Consider the following 24,034-nt stretch of genomic DNA (forward strand, 5'->3'; position numbering starts at 1 on the left):
TGTCCCGGTTTTTATGCGGCAACTCTGTGACCGTTAGTCGGGAGTCGTGGCCATTGGCGAAGTGATGGCGTGTTGGCAGCTTCTGCTTTTGAGGATCCGGGTCTAGAGTGAAACCTTAGGTTTTACCGGGTTTTTACACCCGTTCAGTCTTTTTACAGACAAGAGAAGCAGCATGGAATGCGTGCAACCAGAGCCAGCCGAAGGCCACTCCACTCTTCTGATCGTCGATGACTATCCTGAAAATCTCCTCAGCATGCGTGCTCTGTTGCAGCGCCAGGACTGGCAGGTGATGACCGCCGCCTCGGGCGTCGAGGCCCTGGGCCTGTTGCTTGAGCATGAAGTGGACCTGGTGTTGCTGGATGTTCAGATGCCCGGCATGGACGGCTTCGAAGTTGCCCGCCTGATGCGCGGCAGCCAGCGCACCCGGCTGACCCCGATCATTTTTCTCACCGCCAACGAACAGTCTCAGGATGCCGTGATCAAGGGCTATGCCAGCGGCGCCGTGGACTACCTGTTCAAACCGTTCGACCCCCAGATCCTCAAGCCCAAGGTACAGGCCCTGCTGGAGCACCAGCGCAACCGCCGGGCCTTGCAGCATCTCAGCCACGACCTGGAAGTGGCGCGGGCCTTCAACGCCTCGGTGCTGGACAACGCTGCCGAGGGCATTCTGGTGGTGGACGAGGGCGGGTGCGTGCGTTTCGCCAATCCGGCGGTTTCGCGCCTGCTCAATGCCCAGGTCAATGAACTGGTAGGGTCGCCCTTTCTCGACTACCTGCAAAAGCCCCACGTTCCCGACTGGGGCGGCTCCGAGCTCTACGCCTGTTATCGCCGGGGCGAAACCTACCGCCTGCACGACGCCCAGATGCGCACCGTGCCCGGCCAGTTGATCAGCGTGGCCTTGTCCTGTGCGCCCTTGCCCAGTGACCAGAAGGCAATGGTGGTCACCCTGCTGGACATGTCCGAAGTGCGCCACTTGCACCAGCAACTCGAATACCAGGCCGTGACCGACCCGCTGACCGGCCTGCTCAACCGCCGCGGCTTCTATCAGACCGTGGAAAACATCCTGCTGCGCAGCGACCGTTCGGGAAAGACCCTGGTCCTGCTCTACCTGGACCTCGACGGCTTCAAGCGGGTCAACGACTCCCTGGGGCACGACGCCGGCGACCGGGTGCTGCGCTGGGTTTCCGAACAACTGAAGGACTGCCTGCACTCCTTCGACATCCTCGGGCGCATGGGCGGCGATGAATTTACCGCGCTGCTGGAACTGAGCTTCCCCGAGCAAGCGGCGAAAATCGCCGAGAAGCTGATCGAGCGCCTGTCCATCAATCAGCAGATCGATGGCCTGGAGGTGGTGCTGGGGGCCAGTATCGGTATCGCCATCTACCCCGACTGCGGCTCCAACCTGGACGGCCTGTTGCGGGCGGCGGACATCGCCATGTACGAAGCCAAGCGCGCTGGCCGCCAGCAGTACCGCTACTACGATCACGAGATGAATGGCCGCGCCCGTTCGCGGCTGATGCTTGAAGAAAGCGTGCGCAGCGCCGTGGAGCGCAAGGAATTCACCCTGGTGTATCAGCCCCAGGTAGCCGTTGCCGACGGGCGCCTGCGCGGTTTCGAAGCCTTGCTGCGCTGGCGTCATCCGAGCGTGGGCGACGTGCCTCCGGGGTTGTTCTTGCCCCTGCTTGAGGAGGCGCGGCTGATCAGCCGCCTGGGCAGTTGGATCTATCAACAGGGCGCGGCCCAGCGCAAGGATTGGGAGCAGGTGTTCAGCCCCGACCTGGTGCTGGGCGTCAGCCTCAGCGCCACTCAGTTCAGCATGCCCAACCTGGTGGCCGAGCTGCGCCAGGTGCTGTCGCGCCACGGCCTGCAACCGCGCCAACTGGAGGTGGAGGTTACCGAGGCGGCCTTGACCCAGAACCTGGATGACACCCGCAAACAGTTGCAGTTGCTGCGCCAGCTGGGAGTGCGGGTGGCCCTGGATGACTTCGGTTCGGGCAGTTGTTGCCTGGCCTACCTGCGTGACCTGCAACTGGACACCCTCAAGCTCGATCGTCACCTGATCGCCCGCCTGCTGACCTCGCCAAGGGATGCCGCCATCGCCCGCTGCGTGATCGACCTGTGCAAGCAGTTCGACCTGCTGGTGATCGCCGAGGGCGTGGAAACCCTTGAGCAATACGAGTGGCTCAAGACCAATGGCTGCGAGTATGTGCAAGGTTTCCTGGTGGCTCGGCCGCTGACCGCCAGTACCGCCAGCCAGTTCGCCCAGCCCTTTGACTGGAGCGCGCTACAGGCCTGAATTCGCTACACTGGCGCCCTTCATGCCCTGCGTTGCCCCTTCATGACCGCACTCAAGTACCTCCAAGCCTATCCCATCGCCTTGCAGCAGCAAGTGCGCCAGTTGATTGATGAGCAGCGCTTGGGCGACTACCTGAGCCAGCGTTACCCGGGCCGGCACGCCATACAGAGCGACAAGGCGCTGTATAGCTACGCGCTGGAACTCAAGCAGGAATACCTGCGCAACGCGCCGGCCATCGACAAGGTGCTGTTCGACAACCGTCTGGACCTGACCCACCGTGCCCTGGGCCTGCATACCACGGTCTCCCGGGTGCAGGGCGGCAAGCTCAAGGCCAAGAAAGAGATCCGCATCGCTTCGCTGTTCAAGGAGGCGGCGCCGGAATTCTTGCGGATGATCGTGGTGCACGAACTGGCCCACTTCAAGGAGTCGGATCACAACAAGGCGTTCTACAAGCTCTGCGAGCATATGCTGCCGGGCTATCACCAACTGGAGTTCGACCTGCGGGTCTACCTGACCTGGCGCGACCTGCAAGGCAAGGCGGGAGCGTCGGATTAACCCCTGAAGGCAAGGAGTGGGCGATGGATGTGAGCAAGACCAAGAGCAGTTTCTACCGCCGCCTGTATGTGGCGTACCTGATCGACAGCGGCCTGGCCAGCAGCGTGCCGGCGCTGACCGAGGTCACTGGCATGCCGCGGCGCACTGCCCAGGACACCATCGCGGCCCTGGCGGACTTGGACATCCTCTGCGAGTTCGAGCAGCAGGACGGCGCGCGCAACCATGCCGGGCGTTACCGGATCCACAACTGGGGTGCCATCGACAAGGGCTGGATCGAGCCCAACCTGCGGCAGATCAAGGCCGTGCTGGGCTATCCCTGAGGCTCAGGAACGACGCATGCCGATGTGAGGAATACCGTCCTCCAGGTATGCTTCGCCCACCACCACGAAACCGTAGCGGCCGTAATAGGCCTGCAGATGAGCCTGGGCCGAGAGGTAGATCGGCGTTTGCGGCCAATGCCGCTCGGCCTGCTTCAGCGCCTGCTCCATCAGGGTGTGGCCCAGGCCCTGGCCACGGGCCTGTTCAGCGATGACCACGCGGCCGATGACCACGTCGCCGCCCTGGGAAGTCGGGTCCAGCAGGCGCAGGTAGGCCAGCAACCGGTCGCCGTCCCAGGCCATCAGGTGGCAGGTATCGCCTTCAAGGTCGCGGCCGTCGACTTCCTGATAGGGGCATTTCTGTTCCACCACGAAGACTTCGGTACGCAATTGCAGAATCGCGTACAACTGTTCCTTGCCCAGGTCGGTGTGATGTTTGCAGACCCATTCGATGGTCATCTTCATATCCTGTATTGAGTGCTGCGCGAAATAGTAAGCACATCGCCGCGGGATGTCTTGCCGCTTGTCACGCAGAGGTTGTTTCTGTGAGATGGGTCAAAATGCCACTACTGAGGCCACTGGTATTTGTCTTCTTTGTGTAATCTGTTTTCAAGACCTGTGCATGGGTTCTGATGAGCTAATGTTAGGAGCTGGGCCGACCTGTGCCGCACAGGCCGCGACCCTGGAGTATGGGCTGGAACGCGCTGGGCCCAGGGCCCGCTAAGGATCAATTAGCATGCTGCGACTGCATCGAGCTTTGGCTTTGATCGGATTGCTGTTGCTGGGCCAGAGCGCTTTTGCCGAAAGGCTGCGGCTGGTCGCCGATGCCTGGCCACCCTTTACCGACGCGACCCTGGTCAATGGCGGCGTGGCCACCGACATTGTCAGCACCGCCCTGTCCCGCGCCGGCTACTCCAGCGAATTCGAGCAGGTACCCTGGGCCCGGGCCCTGTTGGGCATCGGCGAGGGACGCTACGACGTGCTGGTCAATGCCTGGTACAACGAAGAGCGCACCCAGTTGGGGCAGTTTTCTGCGGAATACATGGTCAACCGCGTGCGTTTCATCAAGCGCAAGGATGCGCCCCTGGAATACAGCAATCTCAAGCAACTGCATGAGTACCCGGTGGCGGTGGTGCGTGGCTACGCCTATTCCCCCGAATTCGACAACGACCCCGACATGCAGAAGGTGCCGGTGCACAGTTTCGCCATGGCGGTGCGCATGCTGGCGGCGGATCGGGTCAAGCTGACCCTGGAAGACGAATACGTGGCCCGCTACTACCTGGCCCGGGAGTCACCGCGGGTACGCAATGCGGTGGAGTTCCTGCCCAAGCCCCTGAGCGAGAACAGCCTGCATATCCTGGTCAGCCTGAAGAACCCCGAGCATGCGCAGATTGTGGCCAGGTTCGACAAGGAAATCGCTGCCATGAAAGCTGACGGCAGCTACGACCGCCTGCTACGCCAGCACGGCATGTAACCGAAGACGTAGGCGCTGGCTTGCCAGCGAAAGCGCCCCCGGACCTTGCATCAGTCTTGCGGCCCCTTTCGCCGGCAAGCCGGCTCCTACGGTTTTGCGTTGTCGCTGGTGTCCTTGATCAGATGCGCCGCCAGGGTCCGCAACGGGCCCAACTGGCGGCAGATCAGCGCCAGTTGGGTCTGCACCAGGCGCTGGCCTTCGTCGATTTCATCGGGCATCTGCTCCAGCTCATTGGCCAGCGCCTCTTCGGCATCGCTCTGGATGGCGATCGGGGTCTTGTTGGCCAGCCCCTGGGCGATTTCGTCGATGCTCGTCGCCAGGCTGACGCCCGCGCCATTGATCAGCTGTTCGCGAACCTCGTCCGGCAGCCGGGTTTCCCGGTGCGCGCCCAAGCCCGACAGGTAGCTGAGCAGGGTGTGGGACAGCACCAGGAAGCGGAAGCCGACGTCGGCCTCCTTACGGAAATGCCCGGGCTCCATGAGCATGTTGGCCAGGGTGGTGGACAGCGCGGCGTCGGCGTTGTGGGCGTTGCGCCGGGCCAGGCGGTAGGCCAGGTCGTCGCTCTTGCCGGCGGCGTACTGCTGCATGATCTGGCGCAGGTAGATGCTGTTGCAGGTCAGGGTATTGGCCAGCACCTTGTTCAGGCGCCGGCCCTGCCAGTCCGGCAGGAACAGGAACACCGCCAGGCCGGCGATCAGGCTGCCCAGCAGGGTATCGAACAGCCGCGGCAGGAACAGCCCGTAACCGTCGCCCACCTGGTTGAAGCAGAACAGCACCATCAGGGTGATGGCGGCCGTGGCCAGGGTGTAGCGGGTGGTGCGGTTGGTAAAGAACACCACCCCGGCGGCAATGGCGAAACAAGATTGCACCAAGGGGCTGGGGAACAGGTCGAACAGCGCCCAGGCGATGGTCAGGCCAATGGCGGTGCCGACGATCCGCTGCCCCAGCTTGCGCCGGGTGGCACCGTAGTTGGGCTGGCAGACGAACAGGGTGGTGAGGATGATCCAGTAGCCCTGGGACGGGTGGATCAAATGCACCATGCCGTAGCCGATGCTCAGCGCCAGGGGCAGGCGCAGGGCATGGCGAAATAGCAGCGACGTCGGCGTCAGCTGGGTGCGCAGGCGGGTCCAGACATCCTTGAGGTTGCGTGGCGAGCGGTCCAGCAGGCTGCTGTCGGTGGCGTCGGCCAGGGCATCGGGGTTGCTGGCGTCGCTGAGCAGGCGGTCGAGGGTGCCGAGGTTGGCCGCCAGGGCCCGCAGCGAACGCAACAGTCCGCGCCAGGCCGGGTTGCTCTGGATGCGCAAGTGTTCCAGGGAGGCATGCAGGTCGCCGAGCGCTTCGGCGAAGCTGGCGTCATAGACGAAGGGCTGGCGCAGCTGGATGGATTCGGCCAGGGCGCGGCAGGCCTTGCCCTGCTGGCGCAGCAGGCGCTGGCAGCGAAACAGCACGTCGCTGTGGAAGAAGGCTTCGGTCAGGGCGTTGTACGGGTAGTGGGAAGAGCTGGCGCGTTCGTGGATGTCCTGGGCCAGGAAGTACAGCTTCAAATAGCGGCTGACCTTCGACCCCGGCCGGCCATTGCCGACCCGGTGCAGGATGATCTCCTTGGCCGCGTTGAGGGCCGCCACTACCTTGCCGTTCTGCTGGGCCAGCTCCAGGCGCCGGGCCTCCACATCCAGCTGGCGGATGGGCTCGAACAGCGAGGACTTGAGCTTGAGATAGAAACCCAGCTCGCGAAACAACCGGGCCAGGCTCTGCTGCACCGGCTGGTTGGAAAACAGCGCCTGCCACAGCACCGACAGCAGGCCGTACCAGGCGGCGCCGGCCACCAGCAGCACCGGCTCATGCCAGAAATCGATCACCGCGCCGCCGCGCTGGTCGACGCCGATCATGGTGTAGACCGAGAGAATCAGGGTCGCCGAGGCGATGGCGCCATAGCGTTCGCCCAGCGCCCCCAGCATGGTCAGGCCGAAGCTGGCCAGGGCCAGGGCGATGGCGAAGATCCAGGGGTAGGGGAACAGCAGCTCCACCGACAGCGCGGCGATGCTGAAGCACACCAGGGTCACGGCCAGGGCATTGAGCCGGCCTTGCCAGCTGTCGTCGGTTTCCGCCAGGGCGCTGGCGATGATGCCGAGGAACAGCGGGATCAGCAGGGCCATTTCATCCTGATACCAGCACAGCGCCATGCTGCCGGTCAGGGCGATGAATACCCGCACGCTGTAGCTGAATTTATCCAGCGCCCAGAGACGGCGCAGGGATTGGCGAAAAGAGGTCGAGGACATGGAGTAGGGCAGGCCTTCCGGGGCGATGCAGCTAAATTGAGCCAGTATTGACGACGGCGCAATGCCGTCGTCACATCCTTGAGCAAAATCTGTTCCTCTTTCCTACGGCGCCCTGGCCACAGGCTCAGACGTACTGCGCCGCCGCGTAGCCCGAGGCCCAGGCCCACTGGAAGTTGAAGCCGCCCAGGTGGCCGGTGACGTCCAGCACTTCACCGATGAAATACAGCCCCGGGCTCTTCAGCGATTCCATGGTCTTGGACGAGACTTCCCGGGTGTCGACGCCACCCAGGGTCACTTCGGCGGTGCGGTAGCCTTCGGTGCCCGCCGGCACCAGTTGCCAACTGCCGAGTTTCTGCGCCACGTCCGCCAGCTCCGCCGGGGTGTACTGCTTCATCGGCTTGGAAGCGAACCAGTGGTCGGCCAGCAGGCCGGCCATCTTCTTGGTGAAAATCTCCCCCAAGAGGGTCTTGAGCTCGCTGTTGGGGCGCTCGCCCTGCTGCTGTTGCAGCCAGCCCAGGGCGTCGTGGTCTGGCAGCAGGTTGATCTCGACGCTGTCGCCGGGCTGCCAGTAGGAGGAAATCTGCAGGATCGCCGGGCCGCTGAGGCCGCGGTGGGTGAACAGGATGTTCTCGCGAAAACTCTGCCCGTTGCAGCTCACCAGGCAGTCCACCGAGGTGCCCGACAACTCGCCGCACAGTTCCTTGAGCTGGTCGGTGATGGTGAACGGCACCAGGCCGGCGCGGGTCGGCAGCAGTTCATGGCCGAACTGTTTGGCCACCTGATAACCGAAGCCGGTGGCGCCCAGTGTCGGGATCGACAGCCCGCCGGTGGCGATCACCAGCGATTGGCACTGAACCTGGCCGAGGGTGGTGTCGAGCAGGTAGCCGCTTTCGACCTTTTCGATGGTCTGGATCGAGGTGTCCAGGCGCAGCTCCACGCCGACCTGATCGCACTCGTCGAGCAGCATGCCGAGGATGTCGCTGGACTTGTTATCGCAGAACAGCTGGCCGAGTTTCTTCTCGTGGTAGGGCACGCCGTGCTTGGCCACCAGGCCGATGAAGTCCCACTGGGTGTAGCGCGCCAGGGCCGATTTGCAGAAATGCGGGTTCTGCGACAGGAAATTGGCCGGCTCGGTGTACATATTGGTGAAGTTGCAGCGGCCGCCGCCGGACATCAGGATCTTCTTGCCGGCCTTGTTGGCGTGGTCCAGCAGCAATACCTGGCGGCCCCGGCCGGCCGCGGTCAGGGCGCACATCAGGCCGGCGGCGCCGGCGCCAATGATCACGACTTGGGTAGAACGCAAAACGGTGTCCTCGCACAAATTTGTGTAGGGGCGGTGGGGTTAGAGGACGCGCACGCGCAGCGAACGGCCCTTGATCTTGCCGTTGTTCAAACGCTGCAGCGCCTGCATGACCACGGTGCGTTCAACCGCCACATACGACTGGAAGTCGAAGATCGCGATCTTGCCGACCTGGGCGCCAGGGATGCCGGCGTCGCCGGTCAGTGCGCCGAGAATATCCCCTGGACGTACCTTGTCCTTGCGCCCGCCGGCGATGCACAGCGTGCTCATCGGTGGCTGCAGCGGGGCGCCGCCCTGGGACTTGAGGTTATCGACCTGATCCCAGTTCAACGGGGCTTTCTGCAGTTGTTCGATGGCTTGCGCGCGATGGGCTTCGGACGGTGCGACGAGGCTGACCGCGATGCCTTTCTCGCCAGCGCGACCGGTACGGCCAACGCGGTGAATGTGGATTTCCGAATCGCGGGCCAGCTCGACGTTGATCACCATGTCCAGCGCATCGATGTCCAGACCACGGGCGGCGACGTCGGTGGCGACCAGTACCGATGTGCTGCGGTTGGCGAACATCGCCAGCACCTGATCGCGGTCACGCTGCTCCAGGTCGCCGTGCAGGCCGACAGCGGAGATGCCTTTGGAGGTCAGGTGATCGACGGTTTCCTGCACTTGCTGCTTGGTGAAGCAGAACGCCACGCAGGAGGCCGGGCGGAAGTGGTTCAGGACTTTGGTCACTGCGCTCATGCGCTCTTCCGGTGAAATCTCGTAGAAGCGCTGCTCGATCTGCGTATCGTCGTGGAACGCTTCGGCTTTCACCGTTTGCGGATCGCGCATGAATTTCGACGCCAGTTGCTTGATGCCCACCGGATACGTGGCGGAGAACAGCAGGGTCTGGCGGCGCGACGGGGTCTTTTCGATGATGTCTTCGATGGCGTCGTAGAAGCCCATGTCGAGCATGCGGTCGGCTTCGTCGAGCACCAGGGTGTTCAGGCCGTCGAGCACCAGCGAACCCTTGCGCAGATGCTGCTGGATACGCCCCGGGGTGCCGACGATGATGTGCGCGCCGTGCTCCAGTGAGGCGATCTGTGGCCCGAAGGACACGCCGCCGCACAGGGTCAGGACCTTGATGTTGTCTTCGGCGCGAGCCAGCCGGCGCACTTCCTTGGCCACCTGGTCGGCCAGCTCGCGAGTCGGGCAGATCACCAGGGCCTGGCAGCCGAAGTAGCGCGGGTTGATCGGGTTCAGCAGGCCGATGCCGAAGGCCGCGGTCTTGCCGCTGCCGGTCTTGGCCTGGGCGATCAGGTCCATGCCCTTGAGGATCACCGGCAAGCTCTGCGCCTGGATCGGCGTCATCTGGGCATAACCGAGGGAGTCGAGGTTAGCCAGCATGGCGGGAGACAGGGGCAAAGTATTAAAAGCGGTGGCAATGGTGGTCACGGGACTGGCCTGCAAAACAAAATGTCGCGCAGTGTATCAGTCCCGCTCCCACAACCTGCAAATTCTGGACGAGCAGCCGCGCAGGGGCGGTTTTGTGTAGGCGCTGGCTTGCCGGCGAAAGCGGCCGCGAGGTGGGCGCAGGGCTCGGGAGGGCCTTCGCCGGCAAGCCGGCTCCTACGGGGGAGGTGTGTGGGGTCAGTGTTCGATGTGCTGCTCCTGGAGCTTGCGCGCGCGCCGGCCATCGGTAGGCGACAGCTGGAGGAAGATCGCCGCCGCCAGCATCGCCATGATGCCCACCGTGAGGAAGGTCAGTTGGAAGGCGCCGAGCACGGTGTCCACGCCATCGTTGCCCAACTCAGCGGTAAAGCCGCCCAGCAGCGCGCCGGCACAGGCCACCCCAAGGCTCAGGGACAGTTGCGCCACCACCGACAGCAGGCTGTTGCCGCTGCTGGCGGCGGCATCGTCGAGGTCGATCAGGGTCACGGTGTTCATCGCCGTGAACTGCAGCGAGTTGATCGCCCCCAGCACCGCCAGCATGCCCAGCAGCAGTGGGTAGGGCGTCTGTTCGCTGACCAGCCCCATGCTGGCCAGCATGATGCCCAGGGCCAGGGTGTTGCCGGTGAGCACGATGCGGTAGCCCAGGCGCTCGATCAGTGGCCGGGCGATGGACTTGGCCAGCATTGCCGCGGCCGCCAGGGGCAGCATGCTCATCCCCGCCTGGGACGGTGAGTAGCCCAGGGCCACTTGCAGCAGCAGGGGCACCAGGAACGGCAGGGCGCCGCTGCCCAGGCGGGCGAACAGGTTGCCCAGAATGCCCACGGCAAAGGTCCGCACCTTGAACAGTGACGGGGCGAACAGTGGGTTGTCGGTGTGCACGGCCCGCAGCCAGTAGGCCGCCAGGCAGGCCAGCCCGCCGAACAGCAGCAACATCACCCGCAAGTGCGGCAGGTGCAGTTCCCCCAGGCCTTCCATGGCGATGGTGATCAGCACCATCGCCGCGCCGAACAGCACAAAGCCCAGGCTGTCGAAGCGTGTGCGCTCGCTGCCGCGCAGGTCGGGAATGAAGCGCCACACCGCGTAGCAGCCAACGGCGCCTACCGGCAGGTTGATCAGGAAGATCCAGTGCCAGGTCAGGTACTGCACCATCCAGCCGCCCATGGTCGGGCCGATCAGCGGCCCCAGAAGCCCGGGAATGGTGATGAAGCCCATGATCCGCACCAGTTCCGAACGCGGGTAGGCACGCAGCACCACCAGCCGTCCCACCGGCAGCATCAGCGCACCGCCCAGGCCCTGGATCACCCGGGCGCCAATCAGCTGGGTCAGGGTGTTGGACAGGGCGCAGAGCAGGGAGCCGATGCTGAACAGCAAGATGGCGCCGAAGAAGATCCGCTTGGTGCCGAAACGGTCGGCGATCCAGCCCGAGGCCGGGATCAAGAGGGCCACCGTGAGCATGTAGGCGATGATCACCCCCTGCATGCGCAGCGGGTTTTCCGCCAGGTCCTGGGCCATGGCCGGCAAGGCGGTATTGAGGATGGTGCCGTCCAGGGACTGCATGAAGAAGGCGATGGCCACCACCCAGGGCAGCCAGCGGGCGGTGGTGGCATCGAGTGGCGCGCGTTCGGGCATGGGACCTCTGGGTGAGTTCAGGTTTGAGGGCGGTTTCTACAGGGTCAGGGTCAGGCGGCTGACCAGCGCTCCGGGCAAGTGCATCGAAGCGGTCTGGCGCTGGCCGTAGGTACTGGCCGACAGCAGCAGCTCGCGTTGCTCGGTCAGGGCTTCCAGCTGCGAGCCCAGCAGGCTGTAGACGCTGTCATCGAAGCGCATGGTGCTCACCGGCGCCTGGATCTCGCCGTTTTCCACCCAGAAGGTGGCGAAGCGGGTCATGCCGGTCAGGCGTGCCGCCGGCAGGTCCGAGTAGTTCAGGTACCACAGGTTGCTGATGTACAGCCCGGTGCCCAGTTGCTTGAGGATCTCCTGCTGGGACAACTGCCCCGCGGCCATGTTCAGCGCGCTGGGGTACTCGCCGCTGCCGGCACCATTGGTGGTCAGGCCATATTCGGCGGCGCTGCGGGAGTTGATCAGTTGGGCATTGGCGCTGCCCGCAGCGATCAGTGACAGGTCGCTGCGCGGGTAGCCTTCGTCGGAAAACGCCGGGCTCAGGGAACCGCTGACCTGTTCGTCGAGCGACACCAGCGGGTTCAGCGCGGCATCACCGGCATAGAGCTTCTGCAGCGGGCTGTGCTTGCTGGCGATCGACTGGGCCGAGAAGCCGCCCCAGGCCAGCATGCCCATGATTTCCTCCAGGGCCGCCGGCGCCAGGTAGGCCCGGTACTGTCCGGGCGCCAGGGTGCGCAGTGGCCGTCCAAGGAATTCCAGTTGTTCCCGGGCCTGCTGGAAGCGCAGGGCGAAGGCCTGGCTGTCCCAGGCGTGCCCGGCGTAGCTGGCCTTCACCGCCTCGCCGTTTTCGTGGAACAGGCTGAAATCGAAGTTGAAGCTGTTGGCCTGGTGCCAGCCGAAGGCCCCGCCGGAACTGGCGAAGCCACGGCTGATGGGACCGGCAGCGTAGATACCCACCAGGTCCAGGCCGGCGCCGGCGCGAGCGATTTCTTCCACCACCTGCTCACTGCCGGGCAGCGGTTGGTCCTGCACGTGATGGCTTTGCCAATGGGTGTGGTTGAGCATCAGGTACGGGTCGGCCGGCAGCAGCGGCAGGGTCTCGCGCAGTTGTTGCAGGCCATCGGCCAGGCGCTGGCGATCCACCTCGGGGTCATTGCTCAGGGTGATGCTGAGGTCGGCGTGGCGGCCATTGTCGATCAGCTTGAAGTGCACGCTGGCCTGTTGCACCTGCCCGGCCTGGCGCACCTTGGCGTGGTTGAAGCGAATGAACTCCGAGGCTTCGGCGGCGTAGCTCAGGGTGAACTGCTCGGTCTCGCGCAGCGCGTCTTTGAGCCACTGCACCAAGGCCTTGAATGGCTGGGCCTGATCGGCTGTCCTGGTCATCAGGCGTCTCCTCCAAATACATCAATCTTGCTGAACACGCAGGCCGGCGACGCATGGCCGACGCGAATCACCTGGTTGGGCTCGCCCTTGCCGCAGTTGGGCGTGCCCAGCACCTGGAAGGTGCTGCGATCGCCCACCGCGCTGAGGTTGCGCCAGAACTGCGCGGAAATCCCCCGGTAGTTGGGGTTCTTGACCACGCCGCGGAGTTCGCCGTTCTCGATCAGTTGGCCCCATTCGCAGCCGAACTGGAACTTGTTGCGCGCATCGTCGATGGACCAGGAGCGGTTGGTGGACATCAGGATGCCGTGCTCGATGTGCCCGATCAGTTGCTCCAGGGGCTGGTCGCCGGGCTCGATGTTGAGGTTGGCCATGCGGTCGATCGGTGCACGGTTCCAACTGCTGGCGCGGCTGTTGGCGACGCCGTCGAGGCCGCTGCGGTATTGCGACAGGGCGCTGCCCAGGGGGCGTACCAGCAGGCCCTCGCGAATCAGGAACTGCTTGCTGGCCGCGGTGCCGTCGTCGTCATGACTGTAGCTGGCCAGTTCCTCGGGGATCAGCGGGTCGAAAGTCACGTTGAGCAGCGAAGAGCCGTATTGCAGGCGGCCGAAGTCCTGCTGTTTGACGAAGCTGGTGCCGGCGTAATTGCGCTCGTCGCCGAGAATGCGGTCCAGCTCCAGGGGATGGCCGATGGATTCGTGGATCTGCAGCATCATCTGGTCCGGCATCAGCAGCAGGTCCCGCGGGCCCTGGGGGGTATTGGGCGCCAGCAGCAGTTGCAGGGCCTGGTCGGCGACCCGTGGCGCAGCACCCAACAGGCCGCAGCGGCTGATCACATCGCCAGCGCCCTGCTGGCCGAAGTTCTCCCGGCCGAGGCTGCGGGTCTGGCTGTCGCTGCCGTCGTAGGCGGTCACGTCCAGGCCCGGGTAGACGAAACGCTGGGCCTGGCGCAGCTCGGCGCCGGCGCTGTTGAGGTAGATCTGTTCGACCTGGGTCACGCCGATGCCCACCTGCCAGTTCACCAGGCGTTCATCCTTGGGTACCGAGGCCGACTCATCGCCCAGCAGCTGATAGCAGTCGCTGAGGGAGGGGAAGGGCTGCTCCAGGTTGGGCGAGAAATAGTCCGCGCGGTGGCTGGAGACCGGTTGCTCACGCAGGTCCAGCAGGGCATGGGCGGCGATGACCCGGGCCTGCTGCTCGGCGCGGTCCAGGGCGGCCTGCAGGCCGCTTTGCGACAGGTCGTTGGTGGCGGCGTAGGCTTCCACGCCGCGCACCCGCACGGTCAGCATCGCCCCTTCGTCTCGGCCCAGGCTCGGCGGCTCGGCGACATTCTTGCGCACCGACAGGTACTGGTCCGACTCGCGGACATAACGCAGGGAAAAGAATTCGGCGCCCGTGCGCAAGGCAGCGAAGCGCTGCTTGAGCTGGGGGTGAAAGTCGAACATGGAGGACCTCCTTGTGAGGCGCGATAGCGGGTCGACACGTTTCGCCAGCAAACGGAACACCGCCCGGCGGTTCCTACAGGTATAGGTGCTGATGGGCGCGGGGGCGAAAGGGGATGTGCAAGTTGCAGAACTGTAGCCGCTGCCCAAGGCTGCGATCAAGGCAGTAGTTCTGAGGGAATGAAGGGCAGAGAGAAAGGGCGCCGACCCTTGCGGTCGGCACCCATCAGGCTTACTGCGCGGCGGGAGTCACATCGCGCATCGGCTTGCCGCGTACCGGGGCGTCGCCGGCGACGTAGTAGGCCGCGGTGCTGCGTGGCAGTGGCTGGCGGCCACGGATCTTGTCGGCGATTTTCTCGGCCATCATGATCGTCGGCGCGTTGAGGTTGCCGGTGGTGATGATCGGCATGATCGAGGCATCCACCACGCGCAGGCCTTGCATGCCATGCACGCGACCCTGGCCATCCACTACAGCCATGTCGTCGGTGCCCATCTTGCACGAGCAGGATGGGTGGAACGCAGTCTCGGCGTGCTCGCGGATGAACTTGTCCAGTTGCTCGTCGGTCTGCACCTCGATGCCGGGGCTGATCTCGCGGCCGCGGAAAGGGTCCAGGGCCGGCTGTTGCATGATTTCACGGGTCAGGCGGATGCCGTCGCGGAATTCCTGCCAGTCCTGCTCGGTGGCCATGTAGTTGAAGAGGATGCTCGGGTGCTGGCGCGGGTCCTTGGACTTGAGCTGCACGCGGCCACGGCTCGGCGAGCGCATGGAGCCCATGTGCGCCTGGAAGCCGTGCTCTTTCACGCCATTGCTGCCGTTGTAGTTAATCGCCACCGGCAGGAAGTGGTACTGGATGTTCGGCCATTCGAACTCTTCGCGGGTCCGGATGAAACCGCCGGCTTCGAACTGGTTGCTGGCGCCGATGCCGGTGCCGTTGAACAGCCACTCGGCACCGATCGCCGGCTGGTTCCACCACAGCAGCGATGGATACAGCGATACCGGTTGGGTGCAGGCGTACTGCAGGTACAGTTCCAGGTGGTCCTGAAGGTTCTCGCCCACGCCCGGCAGGTCGTGAACCACCGGGATGTCCAGGCTTTCCAGGAGGGCGCGGGGGCCTACGCCGGAGCGTTGCAGCAATTGCGGCGACGCGATGGCGCCGGAGCTGACGATGACTTCCTTGCGCGCCCGGGCTTCCACGCGCTCTTCAGTGCTGCCTTGCAGGTAGCTCACGCCCACGGCGCGCTTGCCTTCGAAGAGGATCTTGTCGGTCAGGGCGTGGGTGACGATGGTCAGGGTCGAACGCTTTTTCGCGGTGTCCAGGTAACCGCGGGCGGTACTGGCGCGACGACCTTTGGGGGTCACGGTACGGTCCATCGGGCCGAAGCCTTCCTGCTGGTAGCCGTTCAGGTCTTCGGTGCGCGGGTATCCGGCTTGTACACCGGCTTCGACCATGGCGTGGAACAACGGGTTGTTGCCAGCCTTGGGCGTGGTCACGCTGACCGGGCCTTCGCCGCCGTGGTAGTCGTTGGGGCCGATGTCACGGGTTTCCGCCTTGCGGAAATACGGCAGGCAATCCAGGTAGGTCCAGTCTTCCAGGCCTGGCAGCTTGGCCCAGCCATCGTAGTCCATGGCGTTGCCGCGGATGTAGCACATGCCGTTGATCAGCGAAGAGCCGCCCAGGCCCTTGCCGCGACCGCACTCCATGCGACGACCGTTCATGTGAGGCTCAGGATCGGTCTCGTAGGCCCAGTTGTAGCGCCGGCCTTGCAGGGGGAACGCCAGTGCCGCCGGCATCTGGGTGCGGAAGTCGAAACGGTAGTCCGGGCCGCCGGCTTCCAGCAGCAGGACGGTGACGCCTTCGTCTTCGGTCAGACGGGTCGCCAGGGTGTTACCGGCCGAGCCGGCACCCACAATGATGTAATCGTATTCTTGGGCCATTGGAGCCTCCGTGGAGAGCTGCAAGCCTCAAGCTTCAAGCTGCAGGGAAGGCAGCGAAGCGGGCTTGGCATTGAATGGGGAGCAGGCGGCAAGCCAGGCTGTTGCCTGGGCCTGCCGCTTGTAGCTGACAGCTGCTTAGAACACCGAGGCGTAGTCGCCCAGCTCGACCTGCACCGACTTGATGCGGGTGAAGTTGTTCAGCGAGCTGATGCCGTTCTCACGGCCCACGCCCGACTGCTTGTAGCCGCCGACCGGCATCTTGGCGTCGGACTCGCCCCAGGCGTTGATCCAGCAGATACCGGCTTCGAGCTGATGGATCACGCGGTGGGCGCGGTTCAGGTCCTTGGTCACGATACCGGCGGCCAGGCCGAAGTCGGTGTCGTTGGCGCGGCGGATCACTTCTTCTTCGGTTTCGTAGGTCAGGATCGCCATGACCGGGCCGAAGATTTCTTCACGGACGATGGTCATGTCGTCGGTGCAGTCGGTGAACACGGTCGGTGCAACGAAGGCGCCCTTGGCGAATTCGCCATCGGTCAGGCGCTCGCCGCCGCACAGTACGCGGGCACCTTCCTCTTTACCCTTGGCGATGTAGCCCAGCACGCTTTCCATGTGCGGGAAGCTGACCAGCGGGCCGAAGTTGGTGTTTTCGTCTTCCGGGTTGCCGATGCGGATGCGTGCAACGCGCTCGGCGATCTTGGCTTCGAAAGCGGCTTTCAGGTGGCTTGGCACGAATACGCGAGTACCGTTGGTGCAGACCTGACCGGAGCTGTAGAAGTTGGCCATCATGGCGGTGTCGGCGGCGCGATCCAGGTCGGCGTCGTCGAAGATGATCAGTGGCGACTTGCCGCCCAGTTCCATGGTCACGTCTTTGAGCGAGGAGCTGGAAGCGCTGGCCATGACCTTCTTGCCAGTGTCGGTGCCGCCGGTGAAGGAGACCTTCTCGATGCGCGGGTGCTCGGTCAGCCAGGTGCCGACTTCGCGGCCGCTGCCGGTCAGGACGTTGAACACGCCATCCGGCAGGCCGGCTTCGGTGTAGATCTCGGCCAGTTTCAGGGTGGTCAGCGAGGTCACTTCGCTCGGCTTGAAGATCATCGCGTTACCGGCCGCCAGGGCCGGTGCGGATTTCCACAGGGCGATCTGGATCGGGTAGTTCCACGCGCCGATACCGGCCACGACGCCCAGGGGCTCGCGACGGGTGTAGACGAAGGAGGTGGTGCGCAGCGGGATCTGCTCGCCTTCGATGGCTGGCACCAGGCCTGCGTAGTATTCCAGCACGTCGGCGCCGGTGACGATGTCCACGTACTTGGTTTCGGAGAAGGCCTTGCCGGTGTCCAGGGTTTCCAGGGCGGCCAGTTCGTCGTTGCGCTCGCGGAGGATTTCCACGGCGCGACGCAGGATGCGCGAACGCTCCATGGCGGTCATGGCGGCCCAGATCTTCTGGCCTTTCTCGGCGCTGACCACGGCGCGTTCCACGTCTTCCTTGGTCGCACGTTGCACTTGTGCGAGAACTTCACCGTTGGCCGGGTTGATGGCATCGAAAGTGGCGTCGCTGCCGGCGTCGGTGTAGCCGCCATCGATGTAGAGTTTTTGCAGTTCGAAACGGGCCATAGTGTCCTCGCAAGTGCATTAAGTAGTTGGCTTGACCACCGGGCATGCCCCTAAGTTCGGGGCACGCTGATCAGTGGCGGTTCAGGGGCCGAGCGTCTTGGTTGTGCTCTAGCGCTCCTGCTTAGCCAGTTGGAAATCCATGTATTCGTAAGCGATCTGTTGCGCCTGCTCGGTGTCGAAAGCGTCTCCCGACAGCGCTCCGCGCAACCACAAACCGTCGATCAGGGCTGCCAGGCCACGGGCGGCGCTGCGTGCTTCATCCAGCGGCAGGACGCGGCGGAACTGGCAGCACAGGTTGGAGTAGAGGCGGTGATCGTTGATCCGCTGCAACCTGTGCAATGACGGGTGGTGCATGCTGGTGGCCCAGAAGGCCAGCCAGGTTTTCATTGCCGGGCCATTGACCTGGCTGGCGTCGAAGTTGCCTTCGATGATCACCTGCAGATGGGCCCGCGGGCTGTCATCTGTCAGCGCCTGGCGGCGCTCGGTGACGTTCTCTATCAGGGCATTCATCAGGTACCGCATGGTGGCGGCGATCAGGCCATTCTTGTCCTGAAAGTAGTGACTGATGATGCCGTTCGAGACACCGGCCAAACGGGCGATCAGCGCAATGCTGGCGTCCCCCATTCCGACCTGATCGACCGCTTGCAGCGTGGCTTCGATCAATTGCTGGCGGCGTATGGGTTGCATACCGACCTTGGGCATCTGATACCTCTCCTTAGGCCTGTCGATTGGCGTATGACGCCCGTCGACTTGTGGGCCAGTCTATTTTGTTTTGATTGAACGTTCAATCAACAAAGAATAAGATCTGCGACAAATCGTCGCTGCCTGAGGAGTTTCTCCTGCTCGCAGATGGCGGAAAAACGACCTCCGAAAATGCCCGAAACTTACACGCGGCATAGCGTGGACCGGTAAGAGAACACACGTGTTGAAGGGGCAGGACGCTCCGGGTTCCAGGCGACGAACTGCAGGTTCGTCACCGGCCCCGGATGCGGTTGCGCAACGCGGCTTTTGCGGTTTCGGGTGTTTTCGGGGTGTCTTTATAACACCCGACGATCGGCTGCCAACTAACCGATTGGTCGGGTGCCGTGTTGCCTTGTGTCCTTCTCTCGCACTGCCCGGAGCATCTGCGCAATGAGTTCTGCCTCTCTTATAAAGACCCCACCGGAGAAGGTGCGGGTCAACGGTTGGGTGTTCTACACCTCCACCGCGCTGATCCTGTTGTTGACCGCCATTCTGATCATCGCCCCGCAAGAGGCCGGCAGATTGCTGGGCATTGCCCAGGCCTGGTTGTCCCGCAGCTTCGGCTGGTACTACATGGTGGTGATCGCCGCTTACCTGGTGTTCGTGGTGGGCCTGGCGTTCTCCTCCTACGGCAAGCTCAAGCTGGGGACCAAGCAGGACACCCCGGACTTCAGCTACGGCGCCTGGGCGGGGATGCTGTTCTCCTCCGGCATCGGCATCTCGCTGTTGTACTTCGGTGCTTCCGAGCCCCTGGACCACTACTTCAACCCGCCCGAAGGCGTCCCCGGCAGCAACCTGGCCGCGCGCCAGGCATTGCAACTGACCTTCCTGCACTGGGGTCTGCACGGCTGGGCCATCTATGCCCTGGTGGGCCTGGCGGTGGCGTACTTCGCCTATCGGCATAACCAGCCGCTGGCGTTGCGCTCGGCGCTGTACCCCCTGGTGGGCGAGCGTTGGGTCAAGGGCGCGGCCGGCCATGCGGTGGACGGTTTCGGCATGTTCGTGACCCTGCTGGGCCTGGTGACCAACCTGGGCATCGGCTCGATGCAGGTGTCTTCCGGCCTGGAAAACCTGTTCGGCATGGAGCACAGCAACACCAACCTGCTGATCGTGATCATCGTCATGAGCACGGTGGCCACCATCGCCGCGGTGTCCGGTGTGGAAAACGGCATCCGCCGCCTGTCCAACCTGAACATCATGCTGTTCAGCGGCCTGCTGATCTTCGTCCTGCTGTTCGGCCCGACTCTGCACCTGCTCAATGGCTTCGTGCAGAACATCGGCGACTACCTGAACGGCGTGGTGCTCAAGACCTTCGACCTCTATGTGTATGAGGGCGATAGCGCCAAGTCCGATCGCTGGCTGGGCCTGTGGACCCTGTTCTACTGGGCCTGGTGGATTTCCTGGGCGCCATTTGTAGGCATGTTCATCGCGCGTATTTCCCGTGGTCGCACCGTGCGTGAACTGGTGGCCGGCGTGCTGCTGATTCCCCTGGGCTTCACCCTGGCCTGGCTGTCGATCTTCGGTAACTCGGCCCTGGACCTGGTGGTCAACCAGGGAGCCGTGGAGCTGGGCAAGACGGCGTTGGAACAGCCGTCCATGGCGATCTACCAACTGCTTGAACACTACCCGGCCTCGAAGATTGTCATCGGCGTGTCGATCTTCGTTGGCTTCGTGCTGTTCCTGACCCCCGCCGACTCCGGGGCGGTGATGATGGCCAACCTTTCGTGCAAGGGCGGCAACGTCGATGAAGACGCCCCGCACTGGCTGCGGATCTTCTGGTCGGTGGTGATCACCCTGGTGACCATCGGCCTGTTGTTCGCCGGCAACTTCGAAGCCATGCAGACCATGGTGGTGCTGGCCGGCCTGCCGTTCTCGGTGGTACTGATCTGCTTCATGTTCGGCTTGCACAAGGCCATGCGCCAGGACGTGCAGATCGAGCAGGAACAGGCGCAGCTGGCCGAGCGTGGCCGCCGCGGTTTCAGCGAGCGCCTGACCCAGCTGGACCTGCAGCCGACCCAGTCGGTGGTCCAGCGCTACATGGACAAGCACGTCAGCCCGGCCTTGCAGGAAGCGGCGGCGCAGTTGCGCAACCTGAGCCTGGAAGTGCAGACCAACCTGGGCAAGTCCAAGAGCCTGCTGGGCCTGCGCGTGGAAATGGATGAAGGCAATCCCTTCGTCTATGAAGTGAGCCTGGACGGCTACCTGGCGACGCCGAGCGAATCGACCCAGCCGGAAGGGGCCGACAGCGAAGTGCGCAGCCGTTTCTATCGCGCCGAGGTGTATCTGCACAACGGCAGCCAGGAATATGACTTGATGGGCTTCACCCAGGAGCAGATCACCCGGGATGTGCTCGATCAGTTCGAAAGCCATCGGCAGCTCCTTGGCCGTGTCTATAGCTGAGTGAAAACGGCCCCATCCTTGTAGGAGCCGGCTTGCCGGCGAAGGCGTCCTCAAGGGCGCTGCAAGGCTTCAGGGCCTGTTCGCTGGCAAGCCGGCTCCTACAGAAGGGGGTGGGTGGTTAAAGCAAAACGCCGCGATTGCTCGCGGCGTTTTTGTGTCTGCTGCTTAACCCAGGTTCTTGCCGAGCAGCGCGTGGTAGAGCTCGCTGTCGCCAAGGATGCCCACCACTTTCTGGTTGTCGTGGAGCACCAGTTTGTTGCCGGTCTGGTAGCGGATCTGCAGGGCATCGCGCATGCCGATGTTGGAGTCCACCAGGGTCGGACGCCGGCCCAGTTCTTCCACGGCTTGCCCCGGAACCCAGTTCTGCAGGTCCAACTGCGAGCCGTTGCGGCGTGCGCCCTTGATGGTGTTGCCTTCGGCCAGGTCGAGCCAGGAGTCGCCGCCCGGGTCCAGGCATACCGAGCCGTTGACCCGCTTGCAGTTGTCCAGGCTGCGCATCAGGCTGCGCCCGCACAGCACGTTAAGCGGGTTGGTGTGGGCAACGAAAGTCCGTACATAGTCGTCCGCCGGGTTGAGCACGATCTCTTCCGGGTTGCTGTACTGGATGATCCGTCCGTCTTTCATGATGGCGATGCGGCTGCCCAGCTTCAGGGCCTCATCCAGGTCGTGGCTGACGAAGACGATGGTCTTGCTCAGCTTGCGTTGCAGCTCCAGCAACTCGTCCTGCAGGCCCTGGCGGATCAGCGGGTCGAGGGCCGAGAAGGGTTCGTCCATCAGCAGGATATCGGCGTCCATGGCCAGGGCACGGGCCAGGCCCACGCGCTGTTGCATGCCGCCGGAGAGTTCGTCGGGCTTCTTGTTGCGCCATTGGGTCAGCCCCACCAGCTCAAGCTTATCGTCCACCAGCTTGCGCCGTTCCTTTTCCGGGCGGCCTTGCATCTCCAGGCCGAAGCTGATGTTTTCGCGCACGGTCAGCCAGGGCATCAGGGCGAACTTCTGGAACACCATGGCGATGCGCTTGGTGCGCATCATCTTCAGTTCGGCGGGGCTGCAGGAAGCGATGTCGATCTGCTTGCCTTCATGCTCGACGAACAGCTTGCCGCGGCTCACGGTGTTCAGGCCGTTGATGCAGCGCAGCAGGCTCGACTTGCCGGAACCGGAGAGGCCCATCAGCACGCAGATCTCGCCTTTCTCGATGTCCAGGCTGGCTTTTTCCACGCCGACGATCTGCCCGGTCTTTTTCAGGATCTCGTTGCGGGTCATGCCCTGGTCCAGCAGCTTGAGCGCCTCGCGCGGGTCCTTGGAGAAGATAACGTCTACGTTGTCGAAGCGGATTATGCTCATGCGTCACCCCCTACTTTGGCTTCAGGTTGTTTGCAGATACGGTCGAGCATGATCGCCAGCAGCACGATGGCCAGGCCGGCTTCGAAGCCCAGGGCGATGTCTGCGGTGTTGAGGGCGTTGACCACCGGCTTGCCCAGGCCATCGGCGCCCACCAGGGCGGCGATCACCACCATCGACAGCGACAGCATGATGCATTGGGTAATGCCGGCGGCGATGCTCGGCATGGCGTGGGGCAGTTCAATGCGCGACAACAACTGACGGCGCGAGCAGCCAAAGGCCTTGCCGGCGTCCATCAACTCTTGTGGAACATCGCGAATGCCCAGGTAGGTCAGGCGGATCGGCGCGGCGATGGCGAACACCACCGTGGAAATCAACCCGGGCACCACCCCCAGGCCGAACAGGGTCAGGGTCGGGATCAGGTAGACGAAGGTGGGCACGGTCTGCATCAGGTCCAGCACCGGGCGCATCATGGTGTAGAACAGCGGCTTGTGCGCCGCGACGATACCCAGCGGTACGCCGATGAGCACGCAGACCAGGGTGGCGAACAGCACCTGGGCCAGGGTTTCCATGGTTTCCTGCCAGTACCCCAGGTTGAGGATCAGCAGGAAGGACAGCACGACAAAGGCGGTCAGGCCCCATTTGCGCTGGATCAGGTGCGCCAGCAGGGCAATCAGGCCGATCAGGGCCAGGGGGTTGAACCAGGTCAGCGCGAACGTCACGCCGTGGATCATGGTTTCCAGGGTGGTAGCGATCGCGTCGAAGGTGCTGGCGCCGTGCTTCGTCAACCATTCGACGAAAGCCGCGATGTACTGGCCCAGGGGGATTTTCTGATCAGTGAGCATGGTATTGAACGTCCGCATGCAAGGGAAAAACAGCCCGGGCGGGCGAGCCCGCCCGGCGTAAGCGCACTACTTAATTTGAAGCTTGTGCAAGCTTGGCTTTCACGGCCTCCAGGCCAGGTTTACCGTCAATGGTGGTCACGCCGGCGAGCCAGGTATCGAGCACCTGAGGGTTCTGCTTCAGCCAGGCCTTGGCGGCCGCCTCAGGCTTCATCTTGTCGTCCAGCACGTTGCCCATCAGGGTGCTTTCCATGTTCAGGGTGAACGACAGGTTCTTCAGCAACTGGCCGACGTTGCTGCACTCTTCGGCGTAGCCCTTGCGGGTGTTGGTATAGATGGTGGCCTGGCCGAAGTTGGGGCCGAAGAACTCGTCGCCGCCAGTCAGGTACTTCATCTTGAATCGGTTGTTCATCGGGTGTGGTTCCCAGCCCAGGAACACCACCGCGGTGTCACGGCGCTGCGCGCGCTCGACCTGGGACAGCATGCCTGCCTCGCTGGATTCCACCACCTTGAAGCCGGCGTCCTTCAGGCCGAAGGCGTTCTTGTCGATCATGGTCTGGATGGTGCGGTTGCCGTCGTTGCCCGGCTCGATGCCATAGATCTTGCCGTCCAGTTCCTTCTTGAACTTGACGATGTCGGCGAAGTCCTTCAGGCCCTTGTCATACAGCGATTCGGGCACCGCCAGCGTGTACTTGGCGTTCTCCAGGTTGGCCCGCACGGTGGCCACGGTCCCGGCGTCGCGGTAGGGCTTGATGTCGTTTTCCATGGTCGGCATCCAGTTGCCGAGGAACACGTCCATGTTCTTGCCGTCGGCCAGGGACTTGTAGGTCACGGGCACGGAAATCATGGTGGTCTTGGTCTTGTAGCCCAGTGCGTTGAGCACGACGCTGGTGGTGGCGGTGGTCACGGTGATATCGGTCCAGCCGACATCGGAGAAGTTTACGGTGCTGCATTGTGCCGGTTCTGCGGCTTGTGCCAGAAGCGGCAGACTCAGCATGGCGGCCAACAACAACGACGGGGAACCTTTCATAGGGGGGACTCCTGGATGTTTTTTTGGCGGCGTTTGGACCGCGCTTAT

General features: G+C 63.6%; 18 protein-coding genes. 5 read left to right on the forward strand and 13 right to left on the reverse strand.

Translation table 11 applies throughout. The features are described from left to right. The first annotated feature begins 172 nt into the window (after positions 1 to 172). The 3 genes from KCG88_RS19160 to KCG88_RS19170 are packed head-to-tail and all read left to right on the forward strand — an operon-like array spanning position 173 to position 3,171. On the forward strand, positions 173 to 2,296 hold the full coding sequence (locus tag KCG88_RS19160) for an EAL domain-containing protein (protein ID WP_047289670.1): 2,124 nt from the start codon (positions 173 to 175) through the stop codon (positions 2,294 to 2,296). A 42-nt stretch (positions 2,297 to 2,338) separates the two neighbouring features. Beyond that, positions 2,339 to 2,851 (forward strand): M48 family metallopeptidase, encoded by a 513-nt coding sequence (locus KCG88_RS19165; RefSeq protein ID WP_047289669.1) that lies wholly within the window; start codon positions 2,339 to 2,341, stop codon positions 2,849 to 2,851. 23 nt (positions 2,852 to 2,874) lie between these two features. Then, complete coding sequence (locus tag KCG88_RS19170; RefSeq protein WP_011063952.1) at positions 2,875 to 3,171, forward strand: winged helix-turn-helix domain-containing protein; 297 nt, start codon at positions 2,875 to 2,877, stop codon at positions 3,169 to 3,171. 3 nt (positions 3,172 to 3,174) lie between these two features. Here the strand turns inward: KCG88_RS19170 and KCG88_RS19175 are convergent, their stop codons facing one another. Further along, positions 3,175 to 3,627 carry a GNAT family N-acetyltransferase gene (locus KCG88_RS19175; RefSeq protein ID WP_210712891.1) on the reverse strand — a complete coding sequence of 151 codons (453 nt, stop codon included), beginning with the start codon at positions 3,625 to 3,627 and terminating at the stop codon, positions 3,175 to 3,177. Between the two features lie 277 nt (positions 3,628 to 3,904). Between KCG88_RS19175 and KCG88_RS19180 the strand changes: the two genes are divergently transcribed. Then, the gene (locus tag KCG88_RS19180) at positions 3,905 to 4,642 is read left to right on the forward strand and encodes a transporter substrate-binding domain-containing protein (protein WP_047289667.1); all 738 of its coding nucleotides are present in this window, start codon (positions 3,905 to 3,907) and stop codon (positions 4,640 to 4,642) included. Between the two features lie 86 nt (positions 4,643 to 4,728). Here KCG88_RS19180 and yccS read toward each other — a convergent pair whose 3' ends face one another. From yccS to betI, 9 genes are all read right to left on the reverse strand, one after another. Further along, positions 4,729 to 6,921, reverse strand: coding sequence for a YccS family putative transporter (yccS, locus tag KCG88_RS19185; protein WP_047289666.1), 2,193 nt, complete (start codon positions 6,919 to 6,921; stop codon positions 4,729 to 4,731). 124 nt (positions 6,922 to 7,045) lie between these two features. After that, a complete protein-coding gene (locus KCG88_RS19190) occupies positions 7,046 to 8,224 on the reverse strand; it encodes an NAD(P)/FAD-dependent oxidoreductase (RefSeq protein ID WP_047289665.1) in 1,179 nt (392 codons plus the stop codon). Positions 8,225 to 8,263: 39 nt separating this feature from the next. Then, a complete protein-coding gene (gene dbpA, locus KCG88_RS19195; RefSeq protein ID WP_241774776.1) occupies positions 8,264 to 9,601 on the reverse strand; it encodes an ATP-dependent RNA helicase DbpA in 1,338 nt (445 codons plus the stop codon). A 243-nt stretch (positions 9,602 to 9,844) separates the two neighbouring features. Further along, the gene (mdtD, locus tag KCG88_RS19200) at positions 9,845 to 11,275 is read right to left on the reverse strand and encodes a multidrug transporter subunit MdtD (protein WP_047289664.1); all 1,431 of its coding nucleotides are present in this window, start codon (positions 11,273 to 11,275) and stop codon (positions 9,845 to 9,847) included. A gap of 36 nt (positions 11,276 to 11,311) precedes the next feature. Then, positions 11,312 to 12,649 (reverse strand): TldD/PmbA family protein, encoded by a 1,338-nt coding sequence (locus KCG88_RS19205; RefSeq protein WP_047289663.1) that lies wholly within the window; start codon positions 12,647 to 12,649, stop codon positions 11,312 to 11,314. Continuing rightward, positions 12,649 to 14,091, reverse strand: a complete 1,443-nt coding sequence (locus KCG88_RS19210) for a TldD/PmbA family protein (protein WP_210712892.1) — start codon at positions 14,089 to 14,091, stop codon at positions 12,649 to 12,651. The genes KCG88_RS19205 and KCG88_RS19210 overlap by 1 nt, the downstream gene beginning before the upstream one ends. A 229-nt stretch (positions 14,092 to 14,320) precedes the next feature. Further along, positions 14,321 to 16,024, reverse strand: a complete 1,704-nt coding sequence (gene betA, locus KCG88_RS19215) for a choline dehydrogenase (protein ID WP_047289661.1) — start codon at positions 16,022 to 16,024, stop codon at positions 14,321 to 14,323. A gap of 135 nt (positions 16,025 to 16,159) precedes the next feature. Next, positions 16,160 to 17,632 (reverse strand): betaine-aldehyde dehydrogenase, encoded by a 1,473-nt coding sequence (betB, locus tag KCG88_RS19220; RefSeq protein WP_047289660.1) that lies wholly within the window; start codon positions 17,630 to 17,632, stop codon positions 16,160 to 16,162. Positions 17,633 to 17,740: 108 nt separating this feature from the next. Next, on the reverse strand, positions 17,741 to 18,334 hold the full coding sequence (betI, locus tag KCG88_RS19225) for a transcriptional regulator BetI (RefSeq protein ID WP_025131144.1): 594 nt from the start codon (positions 18,332 to 18,334) through the stop codon (positions 17,741 to 17,743). Between the two features lie 486 nt (positions 18,335 to 18,820). Here betI and KCG88_RS19230 point away from each other — a divergent pair, with 486 nt between their 5' ends. Beyond that, positions 18,821 to 20,773, forward strand: coding sequence for a BCCT family transporter (locus KCG88_RS19230; RefSeq protein ID WP_241774778.1), 1,953 nt, complete (start codon positions 18,821 to 18,823; stop codon positions 20,771 to 20,773). 165 nt (positions 20,774 to 20,938) lie between these two features. On the opposite strand, the gene choV is transcribed toward KCG88_RS19230, so the two are convergent. The 3 genes from choV to KCG88_RS19245 all read right to left on the reverse strand — a co-directional run bounded on the left by choV (position 20,939) and on the right by KCG88_RS19245 (position 23,986). Further along, the gene (gene choV / locus KCG88_RS19235) at positions 20,939 to 22,117 is read right to left on the reverse strand and encodes a choline ABC transporter ATP-binding protein (protein ID WP_047289658.1); all 1,179 of its coding nucleotides are present in this window, start codon (positions 22,115 to 22,117) and stop codon (positions 20,939 to 20,941) included. Then, entirely contained in the window at positions 22,114 to 22,959 is an 846-nt protein-coding gene (gene choW / locus KCG88_RS19240) for a choline ABC transporter permease subunit (RefSeq protein WP_019095263.1), read from the reverse strand. The genes choV and choW overlap by 4 nt, the downstream gene beginning before the upstream one ends. Positions 22,960 to 23,029: 70 nt before the next feature. Further along, positions 23,030 to 23,986 (reverse strand): choline ABC transporter substrate-binding protein, encoded by a 957-nt coding sequence (locus tag KCG88_RS19245; protein WP_047289657.1) that lies wholly within the window; start codon positions 23,984 to 23,986, stop codon positions 23,030 to 23,032. Positions 23,987 to 24,034 lie beyond the last annotated feature (48 nt).

The organism is Pseudomonas sp. MWU349 (assembly GCF_017947325.1).
Classification (GTDB): Bacteria; Pseudomonadota; Gammaproteobacteria; order Pseudomonadales; family Pseudomonadaceae; genus Aquipseudomonas; species Aquipseudomonas protegens.

Bases quoted from the DNA above. Each gene is read 5' to 3' on its own strand.
- KCG88_RS19160 (WP_047289670.1), top strand. From the start codon at position 173: ATGGAATGCGTGCAACCAGAGCCAGCCGAAGGCCACTCCACTCTTCTG.
- KCG88_RS19165 (WP_047289669.1), top strand. From the start codon at position 2,339: ATGACCGCACTCAAGTACCTCCAAGCCTATCCCATCGCCTTGCAGCAG.
- KCG88_RS19170 (WP_011063952.1), top strand. From the start codon at position 2,875: ATGGATGTGAGCAAGACCAAGAGCAGTTTCTACCGCCGCCTGTATGTG.
- KCG88_RS19175 (WP_210712891.1), bottom strand. From the start codon at position 3,627: ATGACCATCGAATGGGTCTGCAAACATCACACCGACCTGGGCAAGGAA.
- KCG88_RS19180 (WP_047289667.1), top strand. From the start codon at position 3,905: ATGCTGCGACTGCATCGAGCTTTGGCTTTGATCGGATTGCTGTTGCTG.
- yccS (WP_047289666.1), bottom strand. From the start codon at position 6,921: ATGTCCTCGACCTCTTTTCGCCAATCCCTGCGCCGTCTCTGGGCGCTG.
- dbpA (WP_241774776.1), bottom strand. From the start codon at position 9,601: ATGCTGGCTAACCTCGACTCCCTCGGTTATGCCCAGATGACGCCGATC.
- mdtD (WP_047289664.1), bottom strand. From the start codon at position 11,275: ATGCCCGAACGCGCGCCACTCGATGCCACCACCGCCCGCTGGCTGCCC.
- KCG88_RS19205 (WP_047289663.1), bottom strand. From the start codon at position 12,649: ATGACCAGGACAGCCGATCAGGCCCAGCCATTCAAGGCCTTGGTGCAG.
- KCG88_RS19210 (WP_210712892.1), bottom strand. From the start codon at position 14,091: ATGTTCGACTTTCACCCCCAGCTCAAGCAGCGCTTCGCTGCCTTGCGC.
- betA (WP_047289661.1), bottom strand. From the start codon at position 16,024: ATGGCCCAAGAATACGATTACATCATTGTGGGTGCCGGCTCGGCCGGT.
- betB (WP_047289660.1), bottom strand. From the start codon at position 17,632: ATGGCCCGTTTCGAACTGCAAAAACTCTACATCGATGGCGGCTACACC.
- betI (WP_025131144.1), bottom strand. From the start codon at position 18,334: ATGCCCAAGGTCGGTATGCAACCCATACGCCGCCAGCAATTGATCGAA.
- choV (WP_047289658.1), bottom strand. From the start codon at position 22,117: ATGAGCATAATCCGCTTCGACAACGTAGACGTTATCTTCTCCAAGGAC.
- choW (WP_019095263.1), bottom strand. From the start codon at position 22,959: ATGCTCACTGATCAGAAAATCCCCCTGGGCCAGTACATCGCGGCTTTC.
- KCG88_RS19245 (WP_047289657.1), bottom strand. From the start codon at position 23,986: ATGAAAGGTTCCCCGTCGTTGTTGTTGGCCGCCATGCTGAGTCTGCCG.